The following is a 22,321-nucleotide window of genomic DNA, read 5'->3' as shown; positions in this document are numbered from 1 at the left end:
CGATCATGCTCGACAATCTCTCCCTCGACCAGATGCGCATGTTTCTCGCGGTCTGCGATAGCGGCAGCTTCCGCGCGGCGGCGAAAGCACTTGGCCGCGTGCAGTCGGCGGTCAGCCATGCCATCGCCAGGCTTGAAGGCGAGCTCGGCGTCACGCTCTTCGACCGGTCCGGCCATCGGCCAGTGCTAACGCCGGAAGGCCGCGCCCTGCTCGCCAATGTGCGCGACGTGCTGCTGCGCGTCGATGCGATGCGGGCCCGGGCGCGCGGACTGCGCGAGGGCGTCGAACTCGAACTGTCCCTGACCATCGACGTGCTGTTCCCGCCTTTGCTGGTCGGCGCGGCGCTCGCCGAGATGAGCCTGGCCTATCCGTCCGTCGCGATCCGGCTTTCGGCCGAGGCGCTGGGCGGCCCGATCACGGCGCTGCTGGACGCGCGCAGCCAGGTCTCGGTCATCGTCGGCGAGAGCTTTCGCGATCCGCGCATCGCGATCGAGGCACTGACCTCGATCGAGATGATCGCGGTCGCCGCGCCTTCCCATCCGCTGGGGCAGGCCGGCGGGCGGACGCTCGATGCGGCTGCGCTCGCCGACCATCTCCAGATCGTCCAGTTCGACCGCTCGCCGCTGACACACCAGCGCGATATCGGCGTGGTCTCGCCTCGGACCTGCCGGGTCGACGGGCAGGACATCAAGCACGCGATGATCCGGGCCGGCCTCGGCTGGGGCCGGCTGCCAGGCTGGCTTGCAGCCGAAGATATCGCCAGTGGCCGGCTGGTGCGGGTCGAGACCGGCGTGCTCGGCCGGCGCGGCGCGCTTCCGGCCGAGGCCTATCTCGGACATCGGCTGGACGCGCCGCTCGGCCCGGCGGCACGCAGCTTCGCGGCGGCGCTGACGCGGCTGTGCGCCGAACCATAGTTCACGACGGCTGAAACGAAAAAAGCCGGCCTAAAGGCCGGCTTTCCGTGTGGTGAGAACGGGATTCGGTGCGTCAGCGGCGGAAGCCGCCGCCGATCACCCCGCCGACCACGCCGCCGAGGATGGAACCGAAGGCCGCCGCGCCAGCAGTTTCGCCGGTGTTGCCGTCTCGTGTCCGGACGCGGCCCTGATAGCCGGTGCTGGTGGTGCCACGGCCCGCTGTGGCCGGGCCGCGATAGGTTTCGCCGCGCTCGCGAGCGAGGTCGCGCCGATACATCTCGTCGCCATCATAGGTCACGCTGCGCGTCCCCTTGCCGCCAGCCTTGCCTTCGCCGGCCGTCTTGGTGCTGCGCTTCTTCTCGGCCGCGGCCTTCTCCTCGGTGAGGACGGCCTGATAGGCGGTCTCGCTCTGGACGCGGAGAGCGCTGACCTGCATCGCGGTCAGGAAGCCGGTCTCGGGAATGCTGCGCGACTTCTGCCAGGCCTGGATCGCCTTGCGATGGCTCGGGCCGAAGGTCGTCGCGGCCTTGCCGGGCTGGAAGCCGCTGACGCGCAGGCGCGTCTGCACTTCGCGCCGGCCAGCATTGTCCAGCTTCATCGCAGTCTCGGTCTGCGCCGTGCCGATCTCCTTCTTGAGCGCTTCGTCATTGACGCCGGGAGGGGTCTCCAAGAAGCCGGCCGCCGGCTTCGCGGTTTCAAGGCTCGCGAGGCGGTTGCGGGCGAAGGTCGCGAACTGGCCCGACGGGAAGGCGTCGAGATAGGCGCGGTAATCGGCGGCCGAATTGCCGCGCTCGGCGACTTCCCAAGTCTTGATGTCGATCTGGGCACGGTCGAGCGAGGGAGCCGCCGGCATGGCCGGCATCGGCACGGCGGCGTCGATGGTCTTGGTCGCAGCCACGCCGGGATCGACGGAGGCGAGCTTCAGCGTCGGGTTCATCTTGAACTCGCCGATGATCGAGGAATTGGTCCAGGGCTTCTGCTTCTTGCCCGTGGTCTCCCAGACATCGGCGCGCACCCGGTCCATCACCGTGGTGATCGACACTTCCGGCGTCTCGATATGCTTGAGCAGCGCACTGGTGAAGGGGCTGTTGCCGTCGCGCTCACCGTCGAGTGCCGTGGCGCGCGGATCGGTCGCGAAGGCGATCAGGATGCCGGAGGCCGACTGTGTCTCGATCGCGGTCAGGCCGCGGGTGACGGCGCGCGACTTCGCCGCGAGCTGGGCGGCGAAGGGGTTGTCGCGGCAGGCGTCGAGAATGACGATGTTGACGCGCTCGTCGCGTTGCATCTGGCGCAGCACGAGCTGGACGTTCACCGCCCGGAAATCGAGATCGGCTTCAGAGCGCAGCGTGGCGTCGACGGGGATGAGGTAGTTCTCGTCCCCGACGGCGATGCCGTGGCCGGCATAATAGACGAGGCCGGCCTTGGCGCCGTCGAGCTTCAACGCGAACTCGCGCACGATGCCCGTCATCTCGTCCATCTTGAGGTCGTAGCCTTCGACGACGTCGAAGCCGAGGCGCTTCAGCGCGGCGGAGATGCCCTTGGCATCACGCTGCGGATTGGCGAGCGGCGGCACCGCCGTATAGGCGCTGTTGCCGATGACGAGCGCGACGCGCCGCTCGGGCACGGCCGCAGAGCCGGGAGAGGCCAGCGCCACCGCTGAGAGCACCAGCGCAAAGGCGACAGCCATTCGGGCACGGAACCCTGGAACCAGAGACGCGAAATTCACGACAACCTCCCCAATCCGGCAATCGGCTGCCCGCCCGCAACGGTCGGCGCAGCGCACATTCTGAAACACGGCGGCAATATGGACGAAAGATGGCCGTCTTTTTTACCGCAACACGCTCCGATGGTAAACCGGAACGTCTCTTCGTCGCGCGAGCCGTCATGTCGGTTCAAATTGCGTCCCGGATCGCGCGCCCGAACCGCGAGCATCGGACCCGAGCGGAGGCGCCCGCATCGTTCGTTCGCATGAGACGCGGGAGATAAGACGAAGGGATGAGTGCGCGTCTGCCAAGACCGCTTTGAAACCCGCCAGCGTTGACTTATGCCCGGAGCGCGGTGCAGCATGACATGCAAGGGGAACCGCATAACCAAGAAAGATAAAGCTGATGAGGGCTGGCAACCGGCATGCCTGAGGATACTATTCTTTCGACATCAGGTCTTACAAAAGAATTTGCCGGCTTCACAGCTGTAAACGGCGTCGACCTCAGCGTCCGCCGCGGGTCTATTCACGCTCTGATCGGCCCGAACGGAGCCGGCAAGACGACCTGTTTCAATCTGCTGACCAAGTTCCTCGCGCCCACGCGTGGCGCGATCGTCTATAACGGCCGCGACATCACCCGCGAGAAGCCGGCGGAGATCGCCCGGCTCGGGCTCGTCCGCTCCTTCCAGATCTCGGCCGTGTTCCCGCAGCTCTCGGTGCTGACCAATGTCCGCATCGCCCTGCAGCGGCGCAAGCGCGGCGATTCGTTCGACTTCTGGCGCTCGGAACGGTCGCTGAAGGAGCTTGATGCGGAAGCGGCGGCCCTGGTCGACGCTGTCGGCCTGACCCCGTTCCTCGGGCTGACCGCCGGCGAGCTCTCCTACGGCCGCAAGCGCGCGCTGGAGATCGCGACCACCCTGGCGCTCGATCCCGAGATGCTGCTGCTCGACGAGCCGATGGCCGGCATGGGGCGCGAGGATGTCGACCGCATCGCGGCATTGATCCGCAAGATCTCGGCCAATCGCACCATCCTGATGGTCGAGCACAATCTCTCGGTCGTGGCCTCGCTCTCGGACCGCATCACCGTGCTGGCGCGCGGCCAGGTGCTGGCGGAGGGCGACTATGCCACCGTCTCGAAGGACCCGCGCGTGGTCGAGGCCTATATCGGCTCGGGAGGCGGACATGGCCACCACTGAGGCCCTGAAGACGCCGGCAAGCGCTGCAGGCACCGCCCCGCTGCTCAAGGTACGCGGGCTCGAGGCCTGGTATGGCGAGAGCCATGTCCTGCACGGCATCGATTTCGACGTCGCGGCCGGCGAGGTGGTGACGCTGCTCGGCCGTAACGGCGCCGGCAAGACCACGACGCTGAAATCGATCATGGGCGTGATCGGCAAGCGCAAGGGCTCGGTCGTGCTGGAGGGCAAGGAGACGATCGCCTTGCCGTCGCGTTCGATCGCCCGGCTCGGCATCGGCTTCGTGCCGGAGGAGCGCGGCATCTATGCCTCGCTCTCGGTCGAGGAGAACCTGATGCTGCCGCCGCAGGTGCGCCCCGGCGGGCTCTCGCTCGACGCGATCTTCACGCTCTTCCCCAATATCAAGGAGCGGCTGAAGAGCCAGGGCACCAAGCTCTCCGGCGGCGAGCAACAGATGCTGGCGATCGGCCGCATCCTGCGCACCGGCGCGCATCTGCTCCTGCTGGACGAGCCGACCGAGGGGCTCGCGCCTGTCATCATCGAGCAGATCGGCCGGACCATCGCGAAACTGAAACAGGACGGCTTCACCATCATCCTGGTCGAGCAGAACTTCCGCTTCGCCCAGACGGTGGCGGACCGGCACTATGTGGTCGAGCAAGGCAAGGTGATCGACATGATCCCGAATGCCGAGCTCGACGCCAATATCGACAAGCTGCATCGCTATCTCGGCGTCTGAAGCAGCGCGATCCACCAGAACAGAACCGGCTCGCCCGGTATCGATAGAGGGAGAACGATCATGAAGCTGAAGACGATTCTCGCGACCACGGCGCTCGCGACCCTGATGGCGGCTCCCGCCCTCGCCCAGCAGATCACGGTCAAGGCCGGCGTGCTGAACGACCGCTCGGGCCTCTATGCCGACCTTGCCGGCGAAGGCTCGGTGATTGCGGCGCGCATGGCGGTCGAGGACTTCAAGGCGGCCGACAAGGGCATCAAGGTCGAGATCGTCGCGGCCGACCACCAGAACAAGCCCGATGTCGGCTCGACCATCGCGCGGCAGTGGTACGACCAGGACGGCGTCGACCTGATCCTCGACGTTCCGACCTCCTCGGTCGCGCTGGCGGTCAGCCAGATCACCAAGGAGAAGAACAAGGTCAACATCAACTCGGGCGCGGGCTCGTCGGACCTCACCGGGAAGGCCTGCAACGCCAACACCATCCACTGGACCTACGACACCTACGCGCTGGCGCAGGGCACGGGTGGCGCCATGGTGAAGGCGGGCGGCGACAGCTGGTTCTTCCTGACCGCGGACTACGCCTTCGGCCATGCGCTTGAGCGCGACGCCACCGCCACGATCACGAAGGCCGGCGGCAAGGTCGTAGGCTCGGTCAAGACCCCGTTCCCCGGCACCGACTTCTCGTCCTTCCTGCTGCAGGCCCAGGCCTCCAAGGCCAAGGTCATCGGCCTTGCGAACGCCGGCAGCGACACCACCAACGCGATCAAGCAGGCGGGCGAGTTCGGCATCGTCGCGGGCGGCCAGAAACTCGCAGGGCTCCTGGTCTTCATCAGCGACGTGCATGCGCTCGGCCTGCAGGCGGCACAGGGCCTGGTCCTGACCGAGTCGTTCTACTGGGATCGCGACGACGGCACCCGCGCCTGGTCGGAGCGCTTCGCCAAGCTCAACGGCGGCAAGAAGCCGACCATGGTGCAGGCCGGCGTCTATTCCGGGCTGCTGCACTACCTGAAGGCGGTCGAGGCGACCAAGAGCAAGGATTCGGCCACCGTCGTCGCCAAGATGAAGGAGATGCCGACGGACGATCCGCTGTTCGGCAAGGGCACGATCCGTCCGAACGGCCGCAAGATGCACGACATGTATCTCTACGAGGTCAAGAAGCCCTCGGAGTCGAAGGGTCCGTGGGATTACTACAAGCAGGTCTCGGTGCTGCCGGCGGAGCAGGCCTTCCAGCCGCTGGCCGAAACCGGTTGCTCGCTCGTCAAGTAAGCCCCGGCTGAACGCCGCCTAGACGTCCTCCGCCGTCATCCCGGGCGACCGCAGGTCGACCCGGGATCCATCGGAGGGCTCCGGAACTCTACGATGGATCCCCGCACGGCGCTTCGCCTGGCCGGGATGACGAAGAGGTTCGAGAGCCCGCCCCATACGATGATCTGAGCCCCGCATGTTCGAACTTCTCGGAGTCCCGCCGCAGGCGCTGTTCGGTCAGGTCCTACTCGGCCTGATCAACGGCTCGTTCTACGCCATCCTCAGCCTCGGGCTGGCGGTGATCTTCGGGCTGCTCAACATCATCAACTTCACGCATGGCGCGCAGTACATGATGGGCGCCTTCGTCGCCTGGATGTGCCTGAACTATCTCGGCCTGAACTACTGGGCCGCCCTGTTGCTGGCGCCCATCATCGTCGGCGCGACCGGCGTCGCGGTCGAACGGCTGCTGCTGAAGCGCATCGCTCATCTCGACCATCTCTACGGGCTGCTGCTGACCTTCGGCCTGGCGCTGATCATCCAGGGCCTGTTCCGCAACAGTTACGGCTCGTCCGGCCTGCCCTATGCCATCCCGCCCCAGCTCACCGGCGGTCAGAATCTCGGCTTCATGTTCCTGCCGAACTACCGCGCCTGGGTGATCGTCGCCTCGCTCGTGGTCTGCCTCGGCACCTGGTTCCTGATCGAGAAGACCAAGCTCGGCGCCTATCTGCGGGCTGCCACGGAGAACCCGACGCTGACCCAGGCCTTCGGCATCAACGTGCCGCTCTTGGTGACGCTGACCTACGGCTTCGGCGTCGCGCTTGCCGCCTTCGCCGGCGTGCTCGCCGCGCCGATCTACTCGGTCAATCCGAACATGGGCGGCGACCTGATCATCGTCGTTTTCGCCGTCGTTGTGATCGGCGGCATGGGTTCGATCATGGGCGCGATCGTCACCGGCTTCTCGCTCGGCCTGATCGAGGGCCTGACCAAGGTGTTCTACCCGGAAGGCGCGGCCACCGTGATCTTCGTCATCATGGTGCTGGTGCTTCTGGTGAAGCCTGCCGGCCTGTTCGGCCGCGCGGCCTGACGCAAGCGAGGACAACGACATGACCGACCTCGCCTCCACCGACGCTCCCGCCGCCGGCCTCGCGCTCGCCGAGACCGACGACAGCACGGCGCGCCTGCACCGCAACCTGTTCATCGCCATCGCTGTGGCGCTCGTGATCGCGCCCTTCGTCGCCTATCCCGTCTTCGTGATGAAGGTGCTCTGCTTCGCGCTGTTCGCGCTCGCCTTCAACCTTCTGCTTGGCTATGGCGGCCTGCTCTCCTTCGGCCACGCCGCCTATTTCGGCATGGCGAGCTATGTCAGCGCCTATACCGCCAAGCACTGGGGCCTGACGCCGGAGCTCGCGATCCTGTTCGGCACCGCCGTCGGCGCGGTCCTCGGCCTCGTCTTCGGCGCGCTCGCCATCCGCCGCCAGGGCATCTATTTCGCCATGATCACGCTGGCGCTGGCCCAGATGGTGTTCTTCTTCTCGCTGCAGACGCCGCGCTTCACCGGCGGCGAGGACGGCATCCAGGCCGTGCCGCGCGGCAAGTTCCTCGGCCTGATCAGCCTTGCCGACGACCGCGCGCTCTACTGGCTCGTCGCGGCGATCTTCATGGGCGGGCTGCTGCTGATCTACCGCGTCATCCACTCGCCCTTCGGCCAGGTCTGCAAGGCGATCCGCGACAACGAGCCCCGCGCGATCTCGCTCGGCTACCGCGCCAACCAGTACAAGCTGATGGTCTTCGTGCTCTCGGCCACGCTCGCAGGGCTTGCCGGCGCGACCAAGGCGATCGTCTTCCAGCTGGCCTCGCTGACCGACGTCTACTGGACGATGTCGGGCGAGGTCGTGCTGATGACGCTGGTCGGCGGGCTCGGCACCGTCTTCGGGCCGATCGTCGGCGCCATCGTCATCGTCGCCATGCAGAACTATCTCGCGACGCTCGGCGCCTGGGTCACGGTCGTCCAGGGCGGCATCTTCGTGCTCTGCGTGCTGCTCTTCCGCGAGGGCATCGTCGGCGTCATCGCCAAGGCGATCAAGAAGCCGCTCTGATCGGCGGCTTCTACCGGATCAGCTTCGAGACCGTCCGGAACTGCGGATGCTCGGCGCTGCGCAGCCATTCGAACAGCACCATCTCGGTGGTGACGATCTCGGCGCCGTGGCTTGCCATGCGCTGCAGCGCGATCTCGCGCGAGGCCGGCACGCGCGAGCCGATCGCATCGGCGACCACGACGACGCGGCGGCGATGCTCCAGCAGGGTCAAAACCGTCTGGCCGACGCAGACATGCGCCTCGCAGCCGCAGATCACCAATTCCTGATCTCCCGCCACAGCCTCGAGGAAGGCCGACTCGGCGCAGGCGTCGAAGCTCATCTTGGCTATGGCCGGCGCGACCTCCGCCAGGGCCGGCACCGTCGCGCCGAGACCACGCGGATATTGCTCGGTCAGGACCGCGGGCACGCCCAGCAGGCGCGCTGCTTCGGCAAGACGCGCGGCATTGAGCAGCACCGTCTCGCCGTCATGGATCGCCGGCATCAGCTTCGCCTGGAAGTCGATGACCACCAGCATGGCATGTTTCGCGGCGAGCAGCGGCATGATCGGCCTTTCCTCTTGGCGCCGTCAGGGAGCCCTCATAGCGCTTACCGGCGCGGCTCCGTCAACCGGCATGGAATCTGTTCGGTCGAGCTTCGCTTGACTTGCCTAACGGCAGTCAACATGCAGACAACATGGACGGCAAACCGATCGTTCCCTTCGCGACGACGCTGCATGTGCGCGACCATTGCCTGTGCCTGCATGTGCAGCGCGCGGCGCGAGCGCTGGCGCGCCGTTTCGACGAGGCGCTGCGGCCGGTCGGGCTGACCAACGGCCAGTTCTCGCTGATGATGGCGCTCAACCGGCCGGTGCCGGCCACGTTCGGCCCGGTCGCCGAACTTCTGGCGATGGACCGGACGACGCTCACCGCCGCGCTGAAGCCGCTGCAACGGCGCGGCCTCGTCACGATCGCGGTCGATCCTGCCGATCGACGCGGTCGCCTGCTGTCGCTGACGGAGGACGGCATGGCGCGGCTCGCCGCGGCGGTGCCGATCTGGCAGCGGACGCATGAGATCGTCGAGGCGGCCATGCCCGATGCCGGGCCGGAAACCCTGCGGGACACCCTGCGCAGCCTCGGCTAGCTGCGGCGACTTGTCCCGCCCCCGCTGCAAGGCCGCTCCGACAACGTGACTCTGGCGCATGACGTCCGCTGCGATTACCCTCCCGTCATTCCCTGGACGCAAGCAAGATCACAATTCATGGACAAGCGGCTCGATAATCCAGCCCAGGCCGCGGCCATGACGCCCGCGGATATTCGGTCGGTCCTGATCGGCGTCATGCTGGCGATGTTCCTCGCCGCGCTCGACCAGACCATCGTCGCGACCGCGCTGCCGACGATCGGCCGCGATCTCAACGACGTCACGCATCTCTCCTGGATCGTCACGATCTACCTGCTCGCCTCGACGGCGGTGACACCGCTCTACGGCAAAATCGCCGATATCCATGGGCGGCGGGTGACGCTGCTCGCCGGCATCGTCGTCTTCGTCATCGGCTCGATCGCCTGCGCGCTGGCGCCCTCGCTCTGGCTGCTCGTCCTCGCGCGCTTCGTGCAGGGATTGGGCGGGGGCGGGTTGATCGCGCTCGCCCAGACCATCGTCGGCGACATGGTGCCGCCCAAGGAGCGTGGGCGCTATCAGGTCTATTTCGCCAGCGTCTTCATGTCCTCCTCGCTGCTCGGCCCGGTCCTCGGCGGCTTCCTCGCGGAAAAGCTGCACTGGTCGGTGATCTTCTGGATCAACCTGCCGCTCGGACTCGGCGCCTACTGGATGTCGAACGCGGCCCTGAAGCGGCTGCCGCGCCATGAGCGGCCACACAAGCTCGACGTGCTCGGCGCCATGCTGATGACACTGGCGACGGTGTCGCTGCTGCTCGCCCTGTCCTGGGGCGGCACGGCCCATCCCTGGCGCTCTCCCGAGATCGCCGGGCTCGTCGCGGCATCCCTCGTGCTCTGGATGCTGTTCGCCTGGCGCCTGCGCCGGGCCGCGGAACCGCTGATCCCGCTCGATCTCTTCGGCAATGGCGTGGTCAGGCGCGGCACGGTCGCCGCCGGCTTCGGCATGGGCACCTTCATCGGCCTCACCATCTATCTGCCGCTCTATTTCGAGACGGTGATGGGCCTGAGCGCCACCCAGTCCGGCCTCGGCCTGCTGCCGCTGACCTGCGGTACCGTTCTCGGCGCGACGAGCTCCGGGCGAGCGATGTCGCATCTCACCCATTACAAGCGCGTGCCATTGGCCGGGCTCTTCGTCGCGATGGCGGGCTCAGGCGTTCTCGCCGCCTTCTCCGGCCGGATCCCGCTCCTGCCCTTCAGCGTGATCCTGGCGATCGTCAGCATCGGCTTCGGCACATTGCTGCCCGTCGCGACCGTCTCGATCCAGAACGCCGTGCAGGCGCATCAGTTGGGCACGGTGACGGCGGTGGCCAATTTCTTCCGCCAGATCGGCGGCGCGCTGATCGTCGCGGTGTTCGGCGCGATCGTGCTCGGCGGCGTCGGCGGGGCCGGCGCGCAGCTCTCGCCCGAGGCATTGAAGCTCGGCACCGTCGACCGCGAGACCATGGTCGTGCTGTTCCGCTATGTCTTTGGCGCCGCGAGCCTCGGTTTCGCGCTCGCCTGGCTGTCGCTGGCGCGGATGCAGGAACTGCCACTGCGCGGCCGGGCCGTCGAGGCGGCCAAGGCGATCGGCGGCGAGTAACCGAAAACGGAACCGGCGCGACCGGCTGCGCGTTGCCATGAGCCCGTCATCCGTCCGGGCCAGCATGCCAGCGTCTGCACCAGGAGTTCCGCCATGTCCGATCTCGTCGTCATCGTCTATCCGACCGAGGCCCGTGCCGAGGAGATGCGCCAGAAGCTGATCGGCCTGCAGAAGGAATACCTGATCGAGATCGGCGACGCCGCGATCGCGGTGATGCACGAAGGCGGCAAGGTGAAGCTGAACCAGCTCCTGAACACGACCGCGCTCGGCGCGGTTTCCGGCTCGTTCTGGGGGCTGCTGATCGGCGCGATCTTCCTGATGCCTATCTTCGGCGCAGCTTTGGGCGCGGCTTCGGGCGCGCTCGGCGGGGCGCTGACCGATTACGGCGTTGACGACAAGTTCATGAAGGACCTGTCGGGCAGCCTGCAGCCCGGCAATGCGGCGCTGTTCGTACTCGTCAACAAGGTGACCGGCGACAAGGTGCTGGAGGCGATCCGCGGCAGCGGCGGCACCATGCTCAAGACCTCGCTCGACCGCTCGCAGGAGCAGAAGCTGCGCGACGCGCTGGCCGATGCGCACGGCGCGGAACCGGCGACGCAGAACCCGCCTGAGCCCTATCCGCAAGGCACGGGCGCGCCCTCGCCGGTGGGTTGAGGCACCCTTAACCGTCATTCTCGGGCCGCGCTTCGCGCGGACCCGAGAATCTCATGACAAGAAGATACTGGTTTCCGAGATGCCCGGGTCAAGCCCGGGCATGACGCGCCGCGATCAACGGCTCAGTCGCGCAGCAGCTCGTTGATGCCGGTCTTGGAGCGCGTCTGCGCGTCGACCGTCTTGACGATGACGGCGCAGGAGAGCGACGGGCCCGGCGTGCCGTCAGGGAAAGGCTTGCCCGGCAGCGAGCCCGGCACCACCACCGAATAGGGCGGCACCTTGCCGACATGGACCTGACCGGTGGCGCGGTCGACGATCTTGGTCGAGGCCGAGATGAAGACGCCCATCGAGAGCACCGAGCCTTCGCCGACGATCACGCCCTCGACGACCTCGGAGCGGGCGCCGATGAAGCAGTTATCCTCGATGATGGTCGGGTTGGCCTGCAGCGGCTCGAGCACGCCGCCGATGCCGACGCCGCCCGAAAGATGCACGTTCTTGCCGATCTGGGCGCAGGAGCCGACCGTCGCCCAGGTATCGACCATAGTGCCGGTGTCGACATAGGCGCCGATATTGACGAAGGACGGCATCAGGACGACGCCGGACGCGATGAAGGAGCCCTTGCGCGCGGCAGCCGGCGGCACGACGCGGAAGCCGGCGGCGCGGAAACGGTTCTCGCCCCAGCCCTCGAATTTCGAGGGCACCTTGTCCCAGAACACGCTCTCGCCCGGCCCATTGGCCATGATGACGTTGTCGGTGAGGCGGAAGGAGAGCAGAACCGCCTTCTTCAGCCACTGATGCACGACCCACTCAGTGCCCTGCTTCTCGGCGACGCGGGCCTGGCCGGCATCGAGCATCTCGATCGCCTGCTCGACCGCCTCGCGGACGGGGCCTTTGGTCTGGACGCCGATCTCGGCCCGGTTTTCCCAGGCGGCATCGATGGTCTGGTTGAGATCGGCGAGGGACATCGGGTGGCTCCGGCGCTTCCAGAAAGATCGGCGCGAGCGATGGCGGATGCAGGCGTCTGCGTCAAGCCGGACGGCGGCGCAGCAGATATGTATCCATGATCCAGCCATGCCGGGCGCGGGCCTGCGCCCTCACCGCGGCAATCTCGGCCGCCAGCTCCGCGAGCGGGCCGGCGCGCAGGATCTCGTCGGGCGTGCCGAGATAGGCGCCCCAAAAGATGTCGAGCCCGGCGGGATCGATCCTGCCGAAGGTCTGCTCGCCGTCGAGCATGACGACGACGCTGTCCTGATCGGCCGGGAAGCCCGCGGCCAACCGCCGGCCGGTGGTGATCAGGATCGGCGCCCCGATCGTGTTGAGGGGTATGCGGTGGCGCGCCGCCAACACCTGGACGCTGCTGATGCCGGGATAGACCTGCCAGTCGAGATCGAAGCCGGAGGCGGCGACGCGCTCCATGATGCGCAGGGTGGAATCGTAGAGCGCCGGATCGCCCCAGACCAGCAGCGCGCCAGTTTGCCCGTCCTGCAATTCGGCTTCGAACAGGCTGCGGTAGCGCGCGGCGATGCGCTCATGCCAGTCGTCGACGACACCGTGATAGTCGCTGCCGGCCTCGGCGCGGCGCGGGATCTCGACCGGAACCGTGCGGTATCCGGGCTTGCGGATGAAGCGGGCGCAGATCGCCTCGCGCAGAGCCCGAAGCGCGGCCTTCTCCTCGCCCTTGTCGGGAATGAACAGGATGTCGGCGCGGTTCAGCGCCTCGATCGCCTCGACCGTCATGTGGTCGGGATTGCCGGCCCCGATGCCGATGATGAGGATGTTGCGCATGCCGCTCCGCCGTTCGCGGCGGCTTAGCATGCCCGGTGAGGAGAATGCGAGATCAGGCCCGGCCGAGCACGACCATGCGGGCGAGATCAGCCTGCGGCGCCGGCATCGCGTTCAGCGCCAGCGCCGTCTGAAGCGCCTCCAGATCCGCCTGGAGGCGCGGATGCCAGCCGCAAGGGCATGGCTGGTCACCGCAATGAGCATCCGCCACCTCTCTGTAGACAGAACCGACCGCTGCCGCCGCCAGCTCGATCAGGGCGAGCGGCGGCAGGCGCGTATCGCGAAGCGCGGCGCAAAAAGCTGTCATGACCGCTTCCCGGATGTCGGCCCGGGCGGTCTCCAGCGATTCTGCGCTCCCCTGATCAGGCTGCACGTTCGATGCCCTTGATGGCGGCATGGAGGCGGCGCTGTGGCCCTTGCAGGGGCTTGGGTCCCTGCTCGGGCAAGGCGACCGCAAGCAGGTCGACAAGGCGCTGCATGCGCGGCGGCAAGGCCGCATCGGCGTCGAGATCGCCCGGCCCCTTGGCAAGCGCGAGCGCCCGGCGCAGTTCCGGCCGGCTCGCCCCGGTGCGAACGATCTCGCGGATGATGATCTCGTCGATACGGCCGATCACGGCCGCGACATCGACCTCGGTGACTCCACCCATCCCGGTCCCTCCGTCGGCTGATTCACTGATCGCGAGGGAGAGATAGGCGCGTCGCCGATTCGATGCAAGGCCTTGTTATTACTACATAAATAGAACTATTTTAAGGTAACGGGTCACTCTCGGCCGCCAGCGTGACCGCATCATGACGCGACCAGCGGCTAGAGGTCGCGGACGACTTCCAGGCGCGCGCCGTGAGCGAGGCCGTCGTCAAGACGGGCATCGTCGGGGCCATAGAACGAGATGGCGTAGGCCCCCTGCCCACGGCGGACGAGGTGCTCGCCGAGGCCGGCCGCGGCCGGGCCTCGCGGCTCGGCCAGGGACAGGGTCTGCCGGCCGATGCGGAACTGCGCGAGCCCGAAGCCGAGGCCGGGAACGCCGCCGATGGCGACCGGCTCACACCCGAGCAGGGCGCGGTAGCGGGCGACCGAGGTCGCGAGATCCTGCACCGCCACGGTGACGCCGGCCACCCCGGTCACAACATTGGCATGGCGGCGGGCCGGCCCCTCGGGAACACGCAGGCTGCGGGCCGTGACATCGGTGCAGAGGAAGGGAATATCGGGCTCGGGCGGGCGGGCCGAGCGCCAGGCGATGCTGGTGCCATCGGGCTTGAGCCGGCCGCCATCGATGGGGCCATCCATGACGATGCCGGCGGCGCGGGCGCGGGCGAGATCGGCGCCGAGATCATCCGGCAGAACGGCATAATCGACGAGGCCGGGGCCGGCGCGATCCAGCACCTGCCACCAGCGATAGTCCGGCAGCGGGCGGGGGAAGGCGATGATTTCGAGATAGGCGCCGTCCGCGAACACGACCAGCGCGTTGCGCGAGCCGCGCGGATGCTCGCCGCCGGGCAGCACGGTGAAGCCGAGTGCCGTGTAATCGCGGATCGCCGCGTCGAGATCGGCGACGGCGATGACGATATGGTCGATCGAAAGCGGCATGGTCCTCGTCCCGTCGATGCTGGATCGCCGCGTCCTGCCGGACGCAAATCGGCGATCCAAGCCTTTATCTTAGCATCGGATTTTCCGAAAACCGGCTTCCACTTTTCGGTCCGATGCTGGTTCAGCGGCTCTGCGCGATGGCTTCGATGCCCGACATGCCGCCGAGCTGCGGCGCAAAGCTTTCCCAGACCCTGCGCGCACCGTCCTGCCAACCCTCGCGGTTCTCGGCCGGCACGACCTTGCCGCCTTCGGCCCTGGCGCGCGCCATCGAGGCTTCCTCGTCGGCCCGCATCAACTCGTCGAAATAGGCAACGCCCTCCGTCACGGCAGCCGTCAGCGCCTCGCGATCCTCTGTTGTCAGTGCCTTCCAGAAGGGTGCTGCGAACATCACGACGCCGCTCGCCCAGATATGGCCGGTCTCGATCAGAACCGGCACGACCTCGTGCAGGCGGAAGCCGACATAGGCCGACTTGGTCAGGTCCATGCAGTCGACCACGCCGGTCTTGAGCGCGTTATAGGTCTCCGGGATCGGGATCGGCGTCGGATGAGCGCCGAAGCCCGACCAGAGCGCGGTATGGAGCGGGCTCTGGATGACGCGGATGCGCTTGCCCTTGACCGAAGCGGGCGTGGTCAGCGGCTCCTTCGCCAGGAGATGGCGCGCGCCGTAGTTGATGAAGCCCGGCACGACGAAACCCTGCGCCTGGTAAAGGTCCTTGAGCGCGGTTCCGAGCGGCCCGGCCAGCGTCCGCGCCAGATGGCCGCGGTCGCGGAACAGGAAGGGCAGGTCGAGGATCTGCCCGGCAGGCACCCAGGTCGAGAGCGAGGACACGGTCGAGAGCGCCGCCTGAATCGAGCCGAGGCGCAGGCCCTCCGCCACCTCCTTCTCGCCGCCGAGCGCCGCATTGGGCACGATCCGCAGGTCGAAACGGCCGGGCGCCGTGGTGGCGAGGATGTCGGCGATGCGCCGCCAGACCTTGGTCTCCGGCTTGTCCTCGCCCAGGAGCGAAGCCACGGTCATGGGACGGCCGGCGGCGACAGCCTGCCCGCTCTTCAGGATGGCGGGCGCGGCGAGCGAGCCGGCGGCGAACTGGCGGCGGGTGATCGGCAAGGCTTGCCTCCTTCGGCTGAAGTAGCGGAATCGCGCGAAACGCGCCCCACCGCAAGGGGCGCGCCTGTTCGAACGGAAGCGCAAGTGGATTTCACCGGCACCGATCGGCTATCGGGAGGAAAGCCGCGATGGAGACGATGATGAGCGAGACCCACGAGATTGCTTCCGACCGGCTGCGCGCGACGGTGAGGGCCCAAGGCGGCGAGTTGATCGCGCTGTCCGATGCAAATGGGCCCCTGCTCTGGCATGGCGGGCCGGACTGGCCGCGCCATGCGCCAGTTCTGTTCCCGATCGTCGGGCGGCTGACCGACGATACGCTGATCCATCAGGGGCGCTCCTACCGCCTGACCCAGCACGGCTTCGCCCGCGACAGCCTGTTCAGCTGGGTCGAGCGCAGCGCGGAGCGGGCCGTGCTGGAACTGCGGGAGAGCCCGGAGACGCTGGCGATCTATCCGTTCAGGTTCGTATTGCAGATGATCTACGCGGTCGCAGGCGATACGCTGACCGTGACCTCGCGGGTGAGCAATCCAGCCGAAGTGCCCTTGATCTGCGGTGTCGGCGCCCATCCAGCCTTTCTCTGGCCGCTGACCGAGGGCATAGCGAAACAGGCGCATCGCCTGACCTTCCCGCAGGCGGAGCCGGGTCAGGGCCGCGGCGTCGAGGCCGGCCTGCTGACCGCACCAATCCCCCTGCCTTTCGAGGGCACGGAACTACCGCTCGATGAAAGCCTCTTCGTCAACGACGCGATCGTGATCCCGGATACGGTGAACCGTTCCGTGCGCTTTGCAGCATTTGACCCATCTGGGCGAGAAAACCGCGCCCTGACCGTGAGCTGGGAGGGCTACAAGGACCTCGGCATCTGGTCGAAACCATCTGGCGCGCCGTTCCTGTGCATCGAGCCCTGGTACAGCATGGCGAGCCCGGCCGGCTGGCAGGGCGAAATCGCGGACAAGCCCGGCATCCTCAAGCTGGCGCCGGGCGAGAGCCGCGATTTCGTGTGGCGGGCTACTCTTTAGCCCCTCACTTCTTCTCGATGTTCCAGAACAGCATGACCGGCGCCGCCAGGACGCCAGCGACATTGGTGCGCCGGGCATAAGGCTGGTCGTACTGACCGAGCACACGATAGGGCTGTACCTCGGCGAGACGCTTGTGCAGGGCGTCCAGTGCGAGCTTGCGGCCGGCATCATCAGGCGCATCGATGAAGGCACCGCGCAGCTTCTCGGCTTCCGCATCGCAGGGCCAGCCCGACCAGGCGCGCTCGCAGGCCATGTTGGTGCCGATATTGGTCAATGGCGACTGCATCGTCGCGCCCGACGCCGTCGTGACGAAGAGGTTCCAACCGCCCTGCTCGGATGTGCCCTTATTCTGCTGGCGCGTGGTGACGGTTCCCCAATCGGCGACCTGGAGATCGATATTGAACCCGACCTTCCTGAGCGAGGCGGCCGCGACTTCCGCCATGCGGCCGATCGGCGCGATGTCGTTGCTGGTCGAAAGCACCAGCTTCTGGCCCTTGTAGCCACTCTCCTTCAGCAGCGCCCGCGCCTTGTCGAGATCGGGCTTGGCATAGCTCTCGGTGCCGGCCTCCGTGCCGTTGGGGCCGCCGCAGATGAAATAAGAGGCGCAACGCTTCCACCATTCCTCATCGCCGAAGCCGGCCGAGAGGAAATCGGCTTGGTCCGTGGCATAGGCGAGCGCCAGACGCGCCTTCGGGTTGTCGAAGGGCGGATGGAGATGGTTCGGCCGCAGCATCGCCTGGTTGGAGAGATTGGCGTAGCGGTCGACCTTGACCTGGCTGTTGGTCGCGATGACCGGGATCAGGTCCTGGCTCGGCTGTTCCCAGATATCGATCTCGCCGGTCTGGAGCGCCGCGGCGGCGGTCGCCGCATCCGGCATGATCTGCCATTCGACGCGGTCGACCTTGACGACGCGCCCGCCGGCGAGCCCGTCGGCCGGCTCGGAGCGCGGGACGTAATCGGGATTGCGGTCGTAGACGACCTTCGAGCCGCTGCGCCAGTCCTGGCGGTTGAACTTGAACGGGCCGGAGCCGATCGTCTCGGTGATCGGCTTCATCGAGTCGGACTTGGCGTCGATCTCGCGCATGATGACGGGGATCTGGCCGACGGCGGAGCCCAGCGCGAAGGGCACCAGCGCGAGTGGCCGCTTCAGCTTGAGCTTGAAGGTGGCATTATCCACTGCCTCCATGCCGTCGGTATATTCGGCGAGCTTTCCGCCGATCGTGTCGCGCTTCATCCAGCGCTCGAGCGAGGCGATGACGTCCTTGGTCGTCACCGGCTGGCCGTCATGGAATTTCAGGCCGGGGCGCAGCTTGAACGTCCAGGTCAGCTTGTCCGGCGAGGTCTCGAAGCTCTCGACCATCTGCGGCTTCGGCTGGAGGTTGGAATCCCAGGCGAAAAGCGTCTCGTAGATCATCAGCCCGTGCATGCGGGTGATGACGATGGAGGCGGCGACCGGGTCGAGCGTCTTGAGATCCGCATGCGGCGCGACGCGCAGAATCCGGTTCGAGGCCGGCTGCGACTGCGCCGATGCCGGAAACGGCAGAAGTGCCGCCGCCGACAGCAGCAGCGCGGCGGTGAAACGGGACAGGTGCATCGGGCGTTCTCCTCCTTCGTCACCGGCCCTGCGACTCCGCTCCTCAGCGGAGCCACCTCAGCCGGCGCGTTTCATGCTCGTTTCATCTGCAAGATTCTTGCCCGGTGGCCGGCGACCCGCAAGCTGCCTTCCGCATCGAGCCAGAGGCAGGGTCGCGCAAGCCAGGGGCCGTGCAGGTGGCTGGCGAGGGCGCGGCCGTTCGGCAGCGGCGTCAGGCGCGACACCGTCCCGCCCGAAGGCCAGGGCAGCAGCGCGGTGCCGTCGGCCCGGATCTCGATCTCCGTGCCGAAATGCTGATCGCGCCAGCGCCCGACCAATCGCGCATCGAGCGGGGTATCGGCCGGCACGCGCGCCAGCGAGCGCTGCACGCCGCCGATCAGGCCGGTGAGACGGTCTTCGCCGTCACGCTTGAGACGGATATCGAGATAGGCCGGCAGGCTGCGCAGACCGCCGTCGCCATCCGTGATCAGGCGCTCGAAGCCCCCCATGAAGCTGATCGAATCCGTCGCGAGCTCAGCCCAGAACGGCCCTTCGTCGCTGACGAACAGCCCGGTGGGCGCGTTCGCGATCGTCGGCAGCTCCTGCCCGAGCAGAGCCGCCAGCACCGTCAGGGCCGGCCAGAGCGCCTCTTCCTCGCGATTGCTCAGCACGACGACGCCGACACCATGGGCCGGCGACATCCAGAAATGGTTGCGATAACCGGCGAGCGAGCCGCCATGGCCGATGATCGCGGTCTCGCCCAGCCGGCTGCAGACCAGGCCCAATCGATAGACGCTCTCGTTGCCGTCCGCGAAATGACGCGGCGCAGTCAGGCGCTCCAGCATGCCCGCGAGCGGGCCGCGGCCGGCCAGCAGGGCCGAGGCCCAGCCGGCGAGATCGGCAGCGGAACCAACGATCCCGCCCGATGCGGAGAAATGCGGGCCGTTATGGCCGCGCCGCCAAGAGGCGCCATCGTTCCAGTAGCCGGTGGCGAGGCCGGGCACGATCTCCGAGCCGTCATAGGGCAGGCGGAAGGCGGCACCCAGCTCGCCGGAGAGTTCCGCGACGGTCTCCTTGTAGGGCTTGCCCGTGACCTGCTCGAGGATGCGCTGCCCGAGGCGCCAGCCGGTGTTGGAATAGGCCATCTCGGTGCCGGACTCGGCACTCAGCGAGGGCAAGCGGCAGGCCAGCGCGAAGACCTCCTCCGCGCTCAAGGTGGCGGTGAAGGGCACGCCCTGCTGCCAGAGGCACTCCATCATGTCCGGCAGGGCGCCGGTCATGTCGAGGGCGCGGCCGAATTCGACCTCGGCAAGCGGCGCCGGCAATTCTTTCAGCCAATGGCCGAGCGGCGCGTCGAGCGGGATGCCGGCGCGCAGCAATGCCACCGCCAGGATATGCTTGCTGATCGAGGCGAAGCGGTTCGGCGTCTGCGGCGTGAAGGGCACGCCGTATTCGATGCTGGCGAGGCCGCCGGCAAAGGCCTCGCGCACGCCGTCGCGGTCGAAGAGCACGACGGCGCCGCCCGGCCCCGCCGCGCGCTGCCAGTTCGCGACGATGTCCTGCGCGCGGGTCGCGGCGCCTGTCCAATCCAAAGCCATGTCTTGCTCCTTCAGCCCTGCGGCCGGGCTTCGCCGAGCAGATTGCGCAGCGCCCGCATGAAGACGCGCGCGCCGGGGCCGATCGCATCATCCGGGAAATCGAAATCGGGATTGTGCAGATGCGCGGTCTCGCCCGAGCCGAGCAGGAACATCGCCGATTTGGAGCGGCGCCCGAACAGGCCGAAATCCTCCGAGCCGCGCGAGGGCGGCGTCGGGCCATGCGGCACTTTTTCCTCGTCCATCGCCCGGCGCAGCATCGCCACGGCCTCGGGCTCGTTCTCGCAATGGTGGAAGATGTCGTGATAGCTGATCTCGACGCTCAAACGGTCGGCCTCGGCCGCCTCGCGCGCCAGTTTTTCGGCCGCTTCGCAGAGCGCGCCCATCTGCGCGTCGTTGACGGTGCGCAAGGTCGCCCAGAGCTCGCCATGGCCCGGCGCGATGCCGAAGGCCTGCTCGCCGATCTCGATATGGGTCACCGTGACCAGCCGGAAATTCGCGTCGAGCGGCCCGCCCGGCCCAAGCGCGGTCAGGGCGGGGATCAGCGTCGCGATGGCCGGGGCCGGCGAACGGCCATGCTCGGGCGTCGAGGCATGCGAGGTTTCGCCGGTCAGGACGATCTTGATGCCGCGCGAGGCACAGTTCGCGGCCCCTTCCGAGATGCGGGCGTGGCCGACGGGAACGCCCGGGCGGTTATGCAGCGAGAAGGCGTAATCCGGCACGATCTCCTCGAATTTCGGATCGGCCATCACGGCAGCAGCGCCGGCGCCGGTCTCCTCGGCCGGCTGGAAGAGGAGGATGGCGCGGCCCTTCTTCGGCGGGTTGCGCTGGAGACCGCGCGCCAGACCGGCGAGGATGGTCATGTGGCCGTCATGGCCGCAGAGATGGCCCTTGCCGGGGATTTCGGAGCGATGGTCGCAGTCGGAAAGCTCTTCGATCGGCAACGCATCGAGCTCGGCGCGGATCAGCACGGTCGGGCCGGGCTCGGAACCCTGGTAGATCGCCGCGACGCCATGGCCCCCGAGTTCGGTAACGATGCGGTCAGGGCCGGTCGGCTTCAGGAAATCGACGATGGTCGCGGCGGTCTCGCGCTCCTCGCCCGAGATTTCAGGGCGGCGATGCAGCCGATGCCGGAGATCGACGAGATCGACCATATCGCTGTTGGTCAGGAACACGGGTGAAGCCTCCCAGGCACTATGCCGGCCGGCGGATCACCGGCTCTTGCCTGGAAAGGTTCGACACTTCAGCCGCTTCGGCAACCCGCGTCGTCGCCGGGGGCGGCATGCGCGAGCGCAGGATCAATTACCGAGCTCGGCCTCGACCTCGGCGTCGAAGGCCTGCGCCAGCATCGCCCGGCAGGCCTCGGCCTGCTGGCGCGCCGAATCCAGCGCAATGTGTGGAAGTATCTCGGCGAGATCGCGCAGGGCGAAATCGACGGCCGACATCAGGCCGAGCACCGGCTCGGCGGCAGCAGCCGGCTGTTGCGGAAGGCGGAACGCGATGACCTGACCCATAGGCATACTCACGCTGAAAGCGAATCGGCCTTCAGTGTGCAGGTGCAGGTTTCAGAAAGTGGTTAACGGCGGAATTGCGGCAGGGCTGCCGACTTAACCATAGCCATGCAGGCTGGCGCCATGACGCTTCAGCCATGCCTCCGCCTCCTCGGTGCCTGGGCAGAGCTTGTGGGTCAGCGCCCAGAAGCGGTGCGAGTGGTTCATCTCCTTGAGATGCGCCACCTCATGGGCCGCGAGATAGTCGAGCACCGGGGACGGCGCCAGGATCAGCCGCCAGGAAAAGCTCAGATGGCCCTGCGAGGAGCAGGAACCCCAGCGACTCGTCGTGTCGCGGATGGTGATCTTGCGGGCGGGAATGCCCAAGGTCGCCGTGTGGCGGCGCACCGCCTTTTCGAGATCGTCGAGCGCGAGCTTCCGCAGGAAATCCTTGACCCGGCGCGAGACATGGGCGGCGTCTCCGGCGACCGCGATCACGGGCGCGCCGTCGGCATCGCGCGTCGCCTGCGTCAGCCCGCGCGCCTTCGACCAGTGGACGATGCGATGCGGCACGCCGCGCAAGGGAATGCTCTGACCGGGCTCGAACGGCACGGCGCGCGGGCGCTTGGCCATGCGCGCCGCGATCCAGCCGCCATGGTTCTCGGCGAAGGTGCGGCCTGCCGCGAAATCGGCGCGCTCGGGCAGAGTCAGGGTGATCTCGCCGGTCGCCTGCGAGACGCGCAAGGTCATCCGCCGCGCCGCGGCGCGACGCTTGACCCAAACGGCATAGCGCGTGCCGGCATGCACGACCTCGATCCGGTCGGGGTCCGGCTGGCGCCTGAACAGGGAGATGCGCATCGCCCACGATTGTGCGGGATTCGCGGGCGATGGGGAAGAGCGATGCT

23 protein-coding genes are annotated in these 22,321 nt (G+C 67.5%); 10 read left to right on the top strand and 13 right to left on the bottom strand.

From position 1 onward, the window contains the following. The first annotated feature begins 5 nt into the window (after positions 1-5). Positions 6-914, top strand: coding sequence for a LysR family transcriptional regulator (locus tag ACFJGT_RS01055; RefSeq protein WP_377844957.1), 909 nt, complete (start codon positions 6-8; stop codon positions 912-914). A gap of 73 nt (positions 915-987) precedes the next feature. On the opposite strand, the gene ACFJGT_RS01050 is transcribed toward ACFJGT_RS01055, so the two are convergent. After that, positions 988-2,601, bottom strand: a complete 1,614-nt coding sequence (locus ACFJGT_RS01050) for a caspase family protein (RefSeq protein ID WP_377844954.1) — start codon at positions 2,599-2,601, stop codon at positions 988-990. 440 nt (positions 2,602-3,041) lie between these two features. On the opposite strand from ACFJGT_RS01050, the gene ACFJGT_RS01045 reads away from it, so the two are divergent. The 5 genes from ACFJGT_RS01045 to ACFJGT_RS01025 all read left to right on the top strand — a co-directional run bounded on the left by ACFJGT_RS01045 (position 3,042) and on the right by ACFJGT_RS01025 (position 7,883). After that, positions 3,042-3,812 carry an ABC transporter ATP-binding protein gene (locus tag ACFJGT_RS01045; RefSeq protein ID WP_377844953.1) on the top strand — a complete coding sequence of 257 codons (771 nt, stop codon included), beginning with the start codon at positions 3,042-3,044 and terminating at the stop codon, positions 3,810-3,812. Then, positions 3,799-4,545 carry an ABC transporter ATP-binding protein gene (locus tag ACFJGT_RS01040; RefSeq protein WP_377844952.1) on the top strand — a complete coding sequence of 249 codons (747 nt, stop codon included), beginning with the start codon at positions 3,799-3,801 and terminating at the stop codon, positions 4,543-4,545. The genes ACFJGT_RS01045 and ACFJGT_RS01040 overlap by 14 nt, the downstream gene beginning before the upstream one ends. 60 nt (positions 4,546-4,605) lie before the next feature. Further along, entirely contained in the window at positions 4,606-5,808 is a 1,203-nt protein-coding gene (locus ACFJGT_RS01035; protein ID WP_377844951.1) for an ABC transporter substrate-binding protein, read from the top strand. Positions 5,809-5,983: 175 nt separating this feature from the next. Next, positions 5,984-6,871 (top strand): branched-chain amino acid ABC transporter permease, encoded by an 888-nt coding sequence (locus tag ACFJGT_RS01030; RefSeq protein ID WP_377844949.1) that lies wholly within the window; start codon positions 5,984-5,986, stop codon positions 6,869-6,871. A 19-nt stretch (positions 6,872-6,890) separates the two neighbouring features. Continuing rightward, on the top strand, positions 6,891-7,883 hold the full coding sequence (locus ACFJGT_RS01025) for a branched-chain amino acid ABC transporter permease (protein WP_377844946.1): 993 nt from the start codon (positions 6,891-6,893) through the stop codon (positions 7,881-7,883). Between the two features lie 10 nt (positions 7,884-7,893). Here the strand turns inward: ACFJGT_RS01025 and ACFJGT_RS01020 are convergent, their stop codons facing one another. Beyond that, positions 7,894-8,424 carry an isochorismatase family protein gene (locus ACFJGT_RS01020; protein ID WP_377844944.1) on the bottom strand — a complete coding sequence of 177 codons (531 nt, stop codon included), beginning with the start codon at positions 8,422-8,424 and terminating at the stop codon, positions 7,894-7,896. A gap of 131 nt (positions 8,425-8,555) precedes the next feature. Here ACFJGT_RS01020 and ACFJGT_RS01015 point away from each other — a divergent pair, with 131 nt between their 5' ends. The 3 genes from ACFJGT_RS01015 (at position 8,556) to ACFJGT_RS01005 (ending at position 11,267) form a co-directional block, all read left to right on the top strand. Beyond that, positions 8,556-9,002 carry a MarR family winged helix-turn-helix transcriptional regulator gene (locus tag ACFJGT_RS01015; RefSeq protein ID WP_377844942.1) on the top strand — a complete coding sequence of 149 codons (447 nt, stop codon included), beginning with the start codon at positions 8,556-8,558 and terminating at the stop codon, positions 9,000-9,002. 117 nt (positions 9,003-9,119) lie between these two features. Then, positions 9,120-10,613: an MDR family MFS transporter gene (locus tag ACFJGT_RS01010; RefSeq protein WP_377844940.1), complete on the top strand. Its 1,494-nt coding sequence runs from the start codon at positions 9,120-9,122 to the stop codon at positions 10,611-10,613. A 93-nt stretch (positions 10,614-10,706) separates the two neighbouring features. Then, a complete protein-coding gene (locus ACFJGT_RS01005; protein ID WP_377844938.1) occupies positions 10,707-11,267 on the top strand; it encodes a DUF1269 domain-containing protein in 561 nt (186 codons plus the stop codon). A 122-nt stretch (positions 11,268-11,389) separates the two neighbouring features. Here ACFJGT_RS01005 and dapD read toward each other — a convergent pair whose 3' ends face one another. From dapD to ACFJGT_RS00975, 6 genes are all read right to left on the bottom strand, one after another. Then, positions 11,390-12,232, bottom strand: a complete 843-nt coding sequence (dapD, locus tag ACFJGT_RS01000; protein ID WP_377844936.1) for a 2,3,4,5-tetrahydropyridine-2,6-dicarboxylate N-succinyltransferase — start codon at positions 12,230-12,232, stop codon at positions 11,390-11,392. A 61-nt stretch (positions 12,233-12,293) separates the two neighbouring features. Further along, entirely contained in the window at positions 12,294-13,052 is a 759-nt protein-coding gene (cobF, locus tag ACFJGT_RS00995; RefSeq protein WP_377844934.1) for a precorrin-6A synthase (deacetylating), read from the bottom strand. Between the two features lie 52 nt (positions 13,053-13,104). Next, a complete protein-coding gene (locus tag ACFJGT_RS00990) occupies positions 13,105-13,356 on the bottom strand; it encodes a hypothetical protein (protein WP_377844932.1) in 252 nt (83 codons plus the stop codon). A gap of 55 nt (positions 13,357-13,411) precedes the next feature. After that, a complete protein-coding gene (locus tag ACFJGT_RS00985) occupies positions 13,412-13,696 on the bottom strand; it encodes a hypothetical protein (protein ID WP_377844930.1) in 285 nt (94 codons plus the stop codon). Positions 13,697-13,854: 158 nt separating this feature from the next. Then, the gene (locus ACFJGT_RS00980) at positions 13,855-14,634 is read right to left on the bottom strand and encodes a VOC family protein (RefSeq protein ID WP_377844928.1); all 780 of its coding nucleotides are present in this window, start codon (positions 14,632-14,634) and stop codon (positions 13,855-13,857) included. A 121-nt stretch (positions 14,635-14,755) separates the two neighbouring features. Then, positions 14,756-15,742, bottom strand: coding sequence for a TRAP transporter substrate-binding protein (locus tag ACFJGT_RS00975; RefSeq protein ID WP_377844926.1), 987 nt, complete (start codon positions 15,740-15,742; stop codon positions 14,756-14,758). Between the two features lie 140 nt (positions 15,743-15,882). Between ACFJGT_RS00975 and ACFJGT_RS00970 the strand changes: the two genes are divergently transcribed. Next, positions 15,883-16,758 carry an aldose 1-epimerase family protein gene (locus ACFJGT_RS00970; protein ID WP_377844924.1) on the top strand — a complete coding sequence of 292 codons (876 nt, stop codon included), beginning with the start codon at positions 15,883-15,885 and terminating at the stop codon, positions 16,756-16,758. A 4-nt stretch (positions 16,759-16,762) separates the two neighbouring features. Here ACFJGT_RS00970 and ACFJGT_RS00965 read toward each other — a convergent pair whose 3' ends face one another. From ACFJGT_RS00965 to ACFJGT_RS00945, 5 genes are all read right to left on the bottom strand, one after another. Continuing rightward, positions 16,763-18,352, bottom strand: coding sequence for an ABC transporter substrate-binding protein (locus ACFJGT_RS00965; protein ID WP_377844922.1), 1,590 nt, complete (start codon positions 18,350-18,352; stop codon positions 16,763-16,765). Positions 18,353-18,423: 71 nt separating this feature from the next. Beyond that, positions 18,424-19,929 (bottom strand): serine hydrolase domain-containing protein, encoded by a 1,506-nt coding sequence (locus tag ACFJGT_RS00960; protein WP_377844920.1) that lies wholly within the window; start codon positions 19,927-19,929, stop codon positions 18,424-18,426. Positions 19,930-19,940: 11 nt separating this feature from the next. Further along, the gene (locus ACFJGT_RS00955; RefSeq protein WP_377844918.1) at positions 19,941-21,101 is read right to left on the bottom strand and encodes an amidohydrolase; all 1,161 of its coding nucleotides are present in this window, start codon (positions 21,099-21,101) and stop codon (positions 19,941-19,943) included. A 123-nt stretch (positions 21,102-21,224) separates the two neighbouring features. Further along, positions 21,225-21,440 carry a hypothetical protein gene (locus tag ACFJGT_RS00950; protein WP_306223310.1) on the bottom strand — a complete coding sequence of 72 codons (216 nt, stop codon included), beginning with the start codon at positions 21,438-21,440 and terminating at the stop codon, positions 21,225-21,227. A 93-nt stretch (positions 21,441-21,533) separates the two neighbouring features. Next, complete coding sequence (locus tag ACFJGT_RS00945; RefSeq protein ID WP_377844914.1) at positions 21,534-22,274, bottom strand: M48 family metallopeptidase; 741 nt, start codon at positions 22,272-22,274, stop codon at positions 21,534-21,536. Positions 22,275-22,321 lie beyond the last annotated feature (47 nt).

It is taken from the genome of Allobosea sp. UC22_33, from assembly GCF_042700715.1.
In the GTDB taxonomy this organism is placed as follows: domain Bacteria; phylum Pseudomonadota; class Alphaproteobacteria; order Rhizobiales; family Beijerinckiaceae; genus Allobosea.
Note: the sequence above shows the minus strand (reverse complement) of the source record. Positions and strands in the feature narration are given on the sequence as shown.

Bases quoted from the DNA above. Each gene is read 5' to 3' on its own strand.
- ACFJGT_RS00945 (WP_377844914.1), bottom strand. From the start codon at position 22,274: ATGCGCATCTCCCTGTTCAGGCGCCAGCCGGACCCCGACCGGATCGAG.
- ACFJGT_RS00970 (WP_377844924.1), top strand. From the start codon at position 15,883: ATGAGCGAGACCCACGAGATTGCTTCCGACCGGCTGCGCGCGACGGTG.
- ACFJGT_RS00960 (WP_377844920.1), bottom strand. From the start codon at position 19,929: ATGGCTTTGGATTGGACAGGCGCCGCGACCCGCGCGCAGGACATCGTC.
- ACFJGT_RS01030 (WP_377844949.1), top strand. From the start codon at position 5,984: ATGTTCGAACTTCTCGGAGTCCCGCCGCAGGCGCTGTTCGGTCAGGTC.
- ACFJGT_RS00980 (WP_377844928.1), bottom strand. From the start codon at position 14,634: ATGCCGCTTTCGATCGACCATATCGTCATCGCCGTCGCCGATCTCGAC.
- ACFJGT_RS00990 (WP_377844932.1), bottom strand. From the start codon at position 13,356: ATGACAGCTTTTTGCGCCGCGCTTCGCGATACGCGCCTGCCGCCGCTC.
- ACFJGT_RS01010 (WP_377844940.1), top strand. From the start codon at position 9,120: ATGGACAAGCGGCTCGATAATCCAGCCCAGGCCGCGGCCATGACGCCC.
- ACFJGT_RS01020 (WP_377844944.1), bottom strand. From the start codon at position 8,424: ATGCCGCTGCTCGCCGCGAAACATGCCATGCTGGTGGTCATCGACTTC.
- dapD (WP_377844936.1), bottom strand. From the start codon at position 12,232: ATGTCCCTCGCCGATCTCAACCAGACCATCGATGCCGCCTGGGAAAAC.
- ACFJGT_RS01035 (WP_377844951.1), top strand. From the start codon at position 4,606: ATGAAGCTGAAGACGATTCTCGCGACCACGGCGCTCGCGACCCTGATG.
- ACFJGT_RS00985 (WP_377844930.1), bottom strand. From the start codon at position 13,696: ATGGGTGGAGTCACCGAGGTCGATGTCGCGGCCGTGATCGGCCGTATC.
- cobF (WP_377844934.1), bottom strand. From the start codon at position 13,052: ATGCGCAACATCCTCATCATCGGCATCGGGGCCGGCAATCCCGACCAC.
- ACFJGT_RS01005 (WP_377844938.1), top strand. From the start codon at position 10,707: ATGTCCGATCTCGTCGTCATCGTCTATCCGACCGAGGCCCGTGCCGAG.
- ACFJGT_RS01025 (WP_377844946.1), top strand. From the start codon at position 6,891: ATGACCGACCTCGCCTCCACCGACGCTCCCGCCGCCGGCCTCGCGCTC.
- ACFJGT_RS01050 (WP_377844954.1), bottom strand. From the start codon at position 2,601: ATGGCTGTCGCCTTTGCGCTGGTGCTCTCAGCGGTGGCGCTGGCCTCT.
- ACFJGT_RS01045 (WP_377844953.1), top strand. From the start codon at position 3,042: ATGCCTGAGGATACTATTCTTTCGACATCAGGTCTTACAAAAGAATTT.
- ACFJGT_RS01040 (WP_377844952.1), top strand. From the start codon at position 3,799: ATGGCCACCACTGAGGCCCTGAAGACGCCGGCAAGCGCTGCAGGCACC.
- ACFJGT_RS00965 (WP_377844922.1), bottom strand. From the start codon at position 18,352: ATGCACCTGTCCCGTTTCACCGCCGCGCTGCTGCTGTCGGCGGCGGCA.
- ACFJGT_RS00950 (WP_306223310.1), bottom strand. From the start codon at position 21,440: ATGGGTCAGGTCATCGCGTTCCGCCTTCCGCAACAGCCGGCTGCTGCC.
- ACFJGT_RS01055 (WP_377844957.1), top strand. From the start codon at position 6: ATGCTCGACAATCTCTCCCTCGACCAGATGCGCATGTTTCTCGCGGTC.
- ACFJGT_RS01015 (WP_377844942.1), top strand. From the start codon at position 8,556: ATGGACGGCAAACCGATCGTTCCCTTCGCGACGACGCTGCATGTGCGC.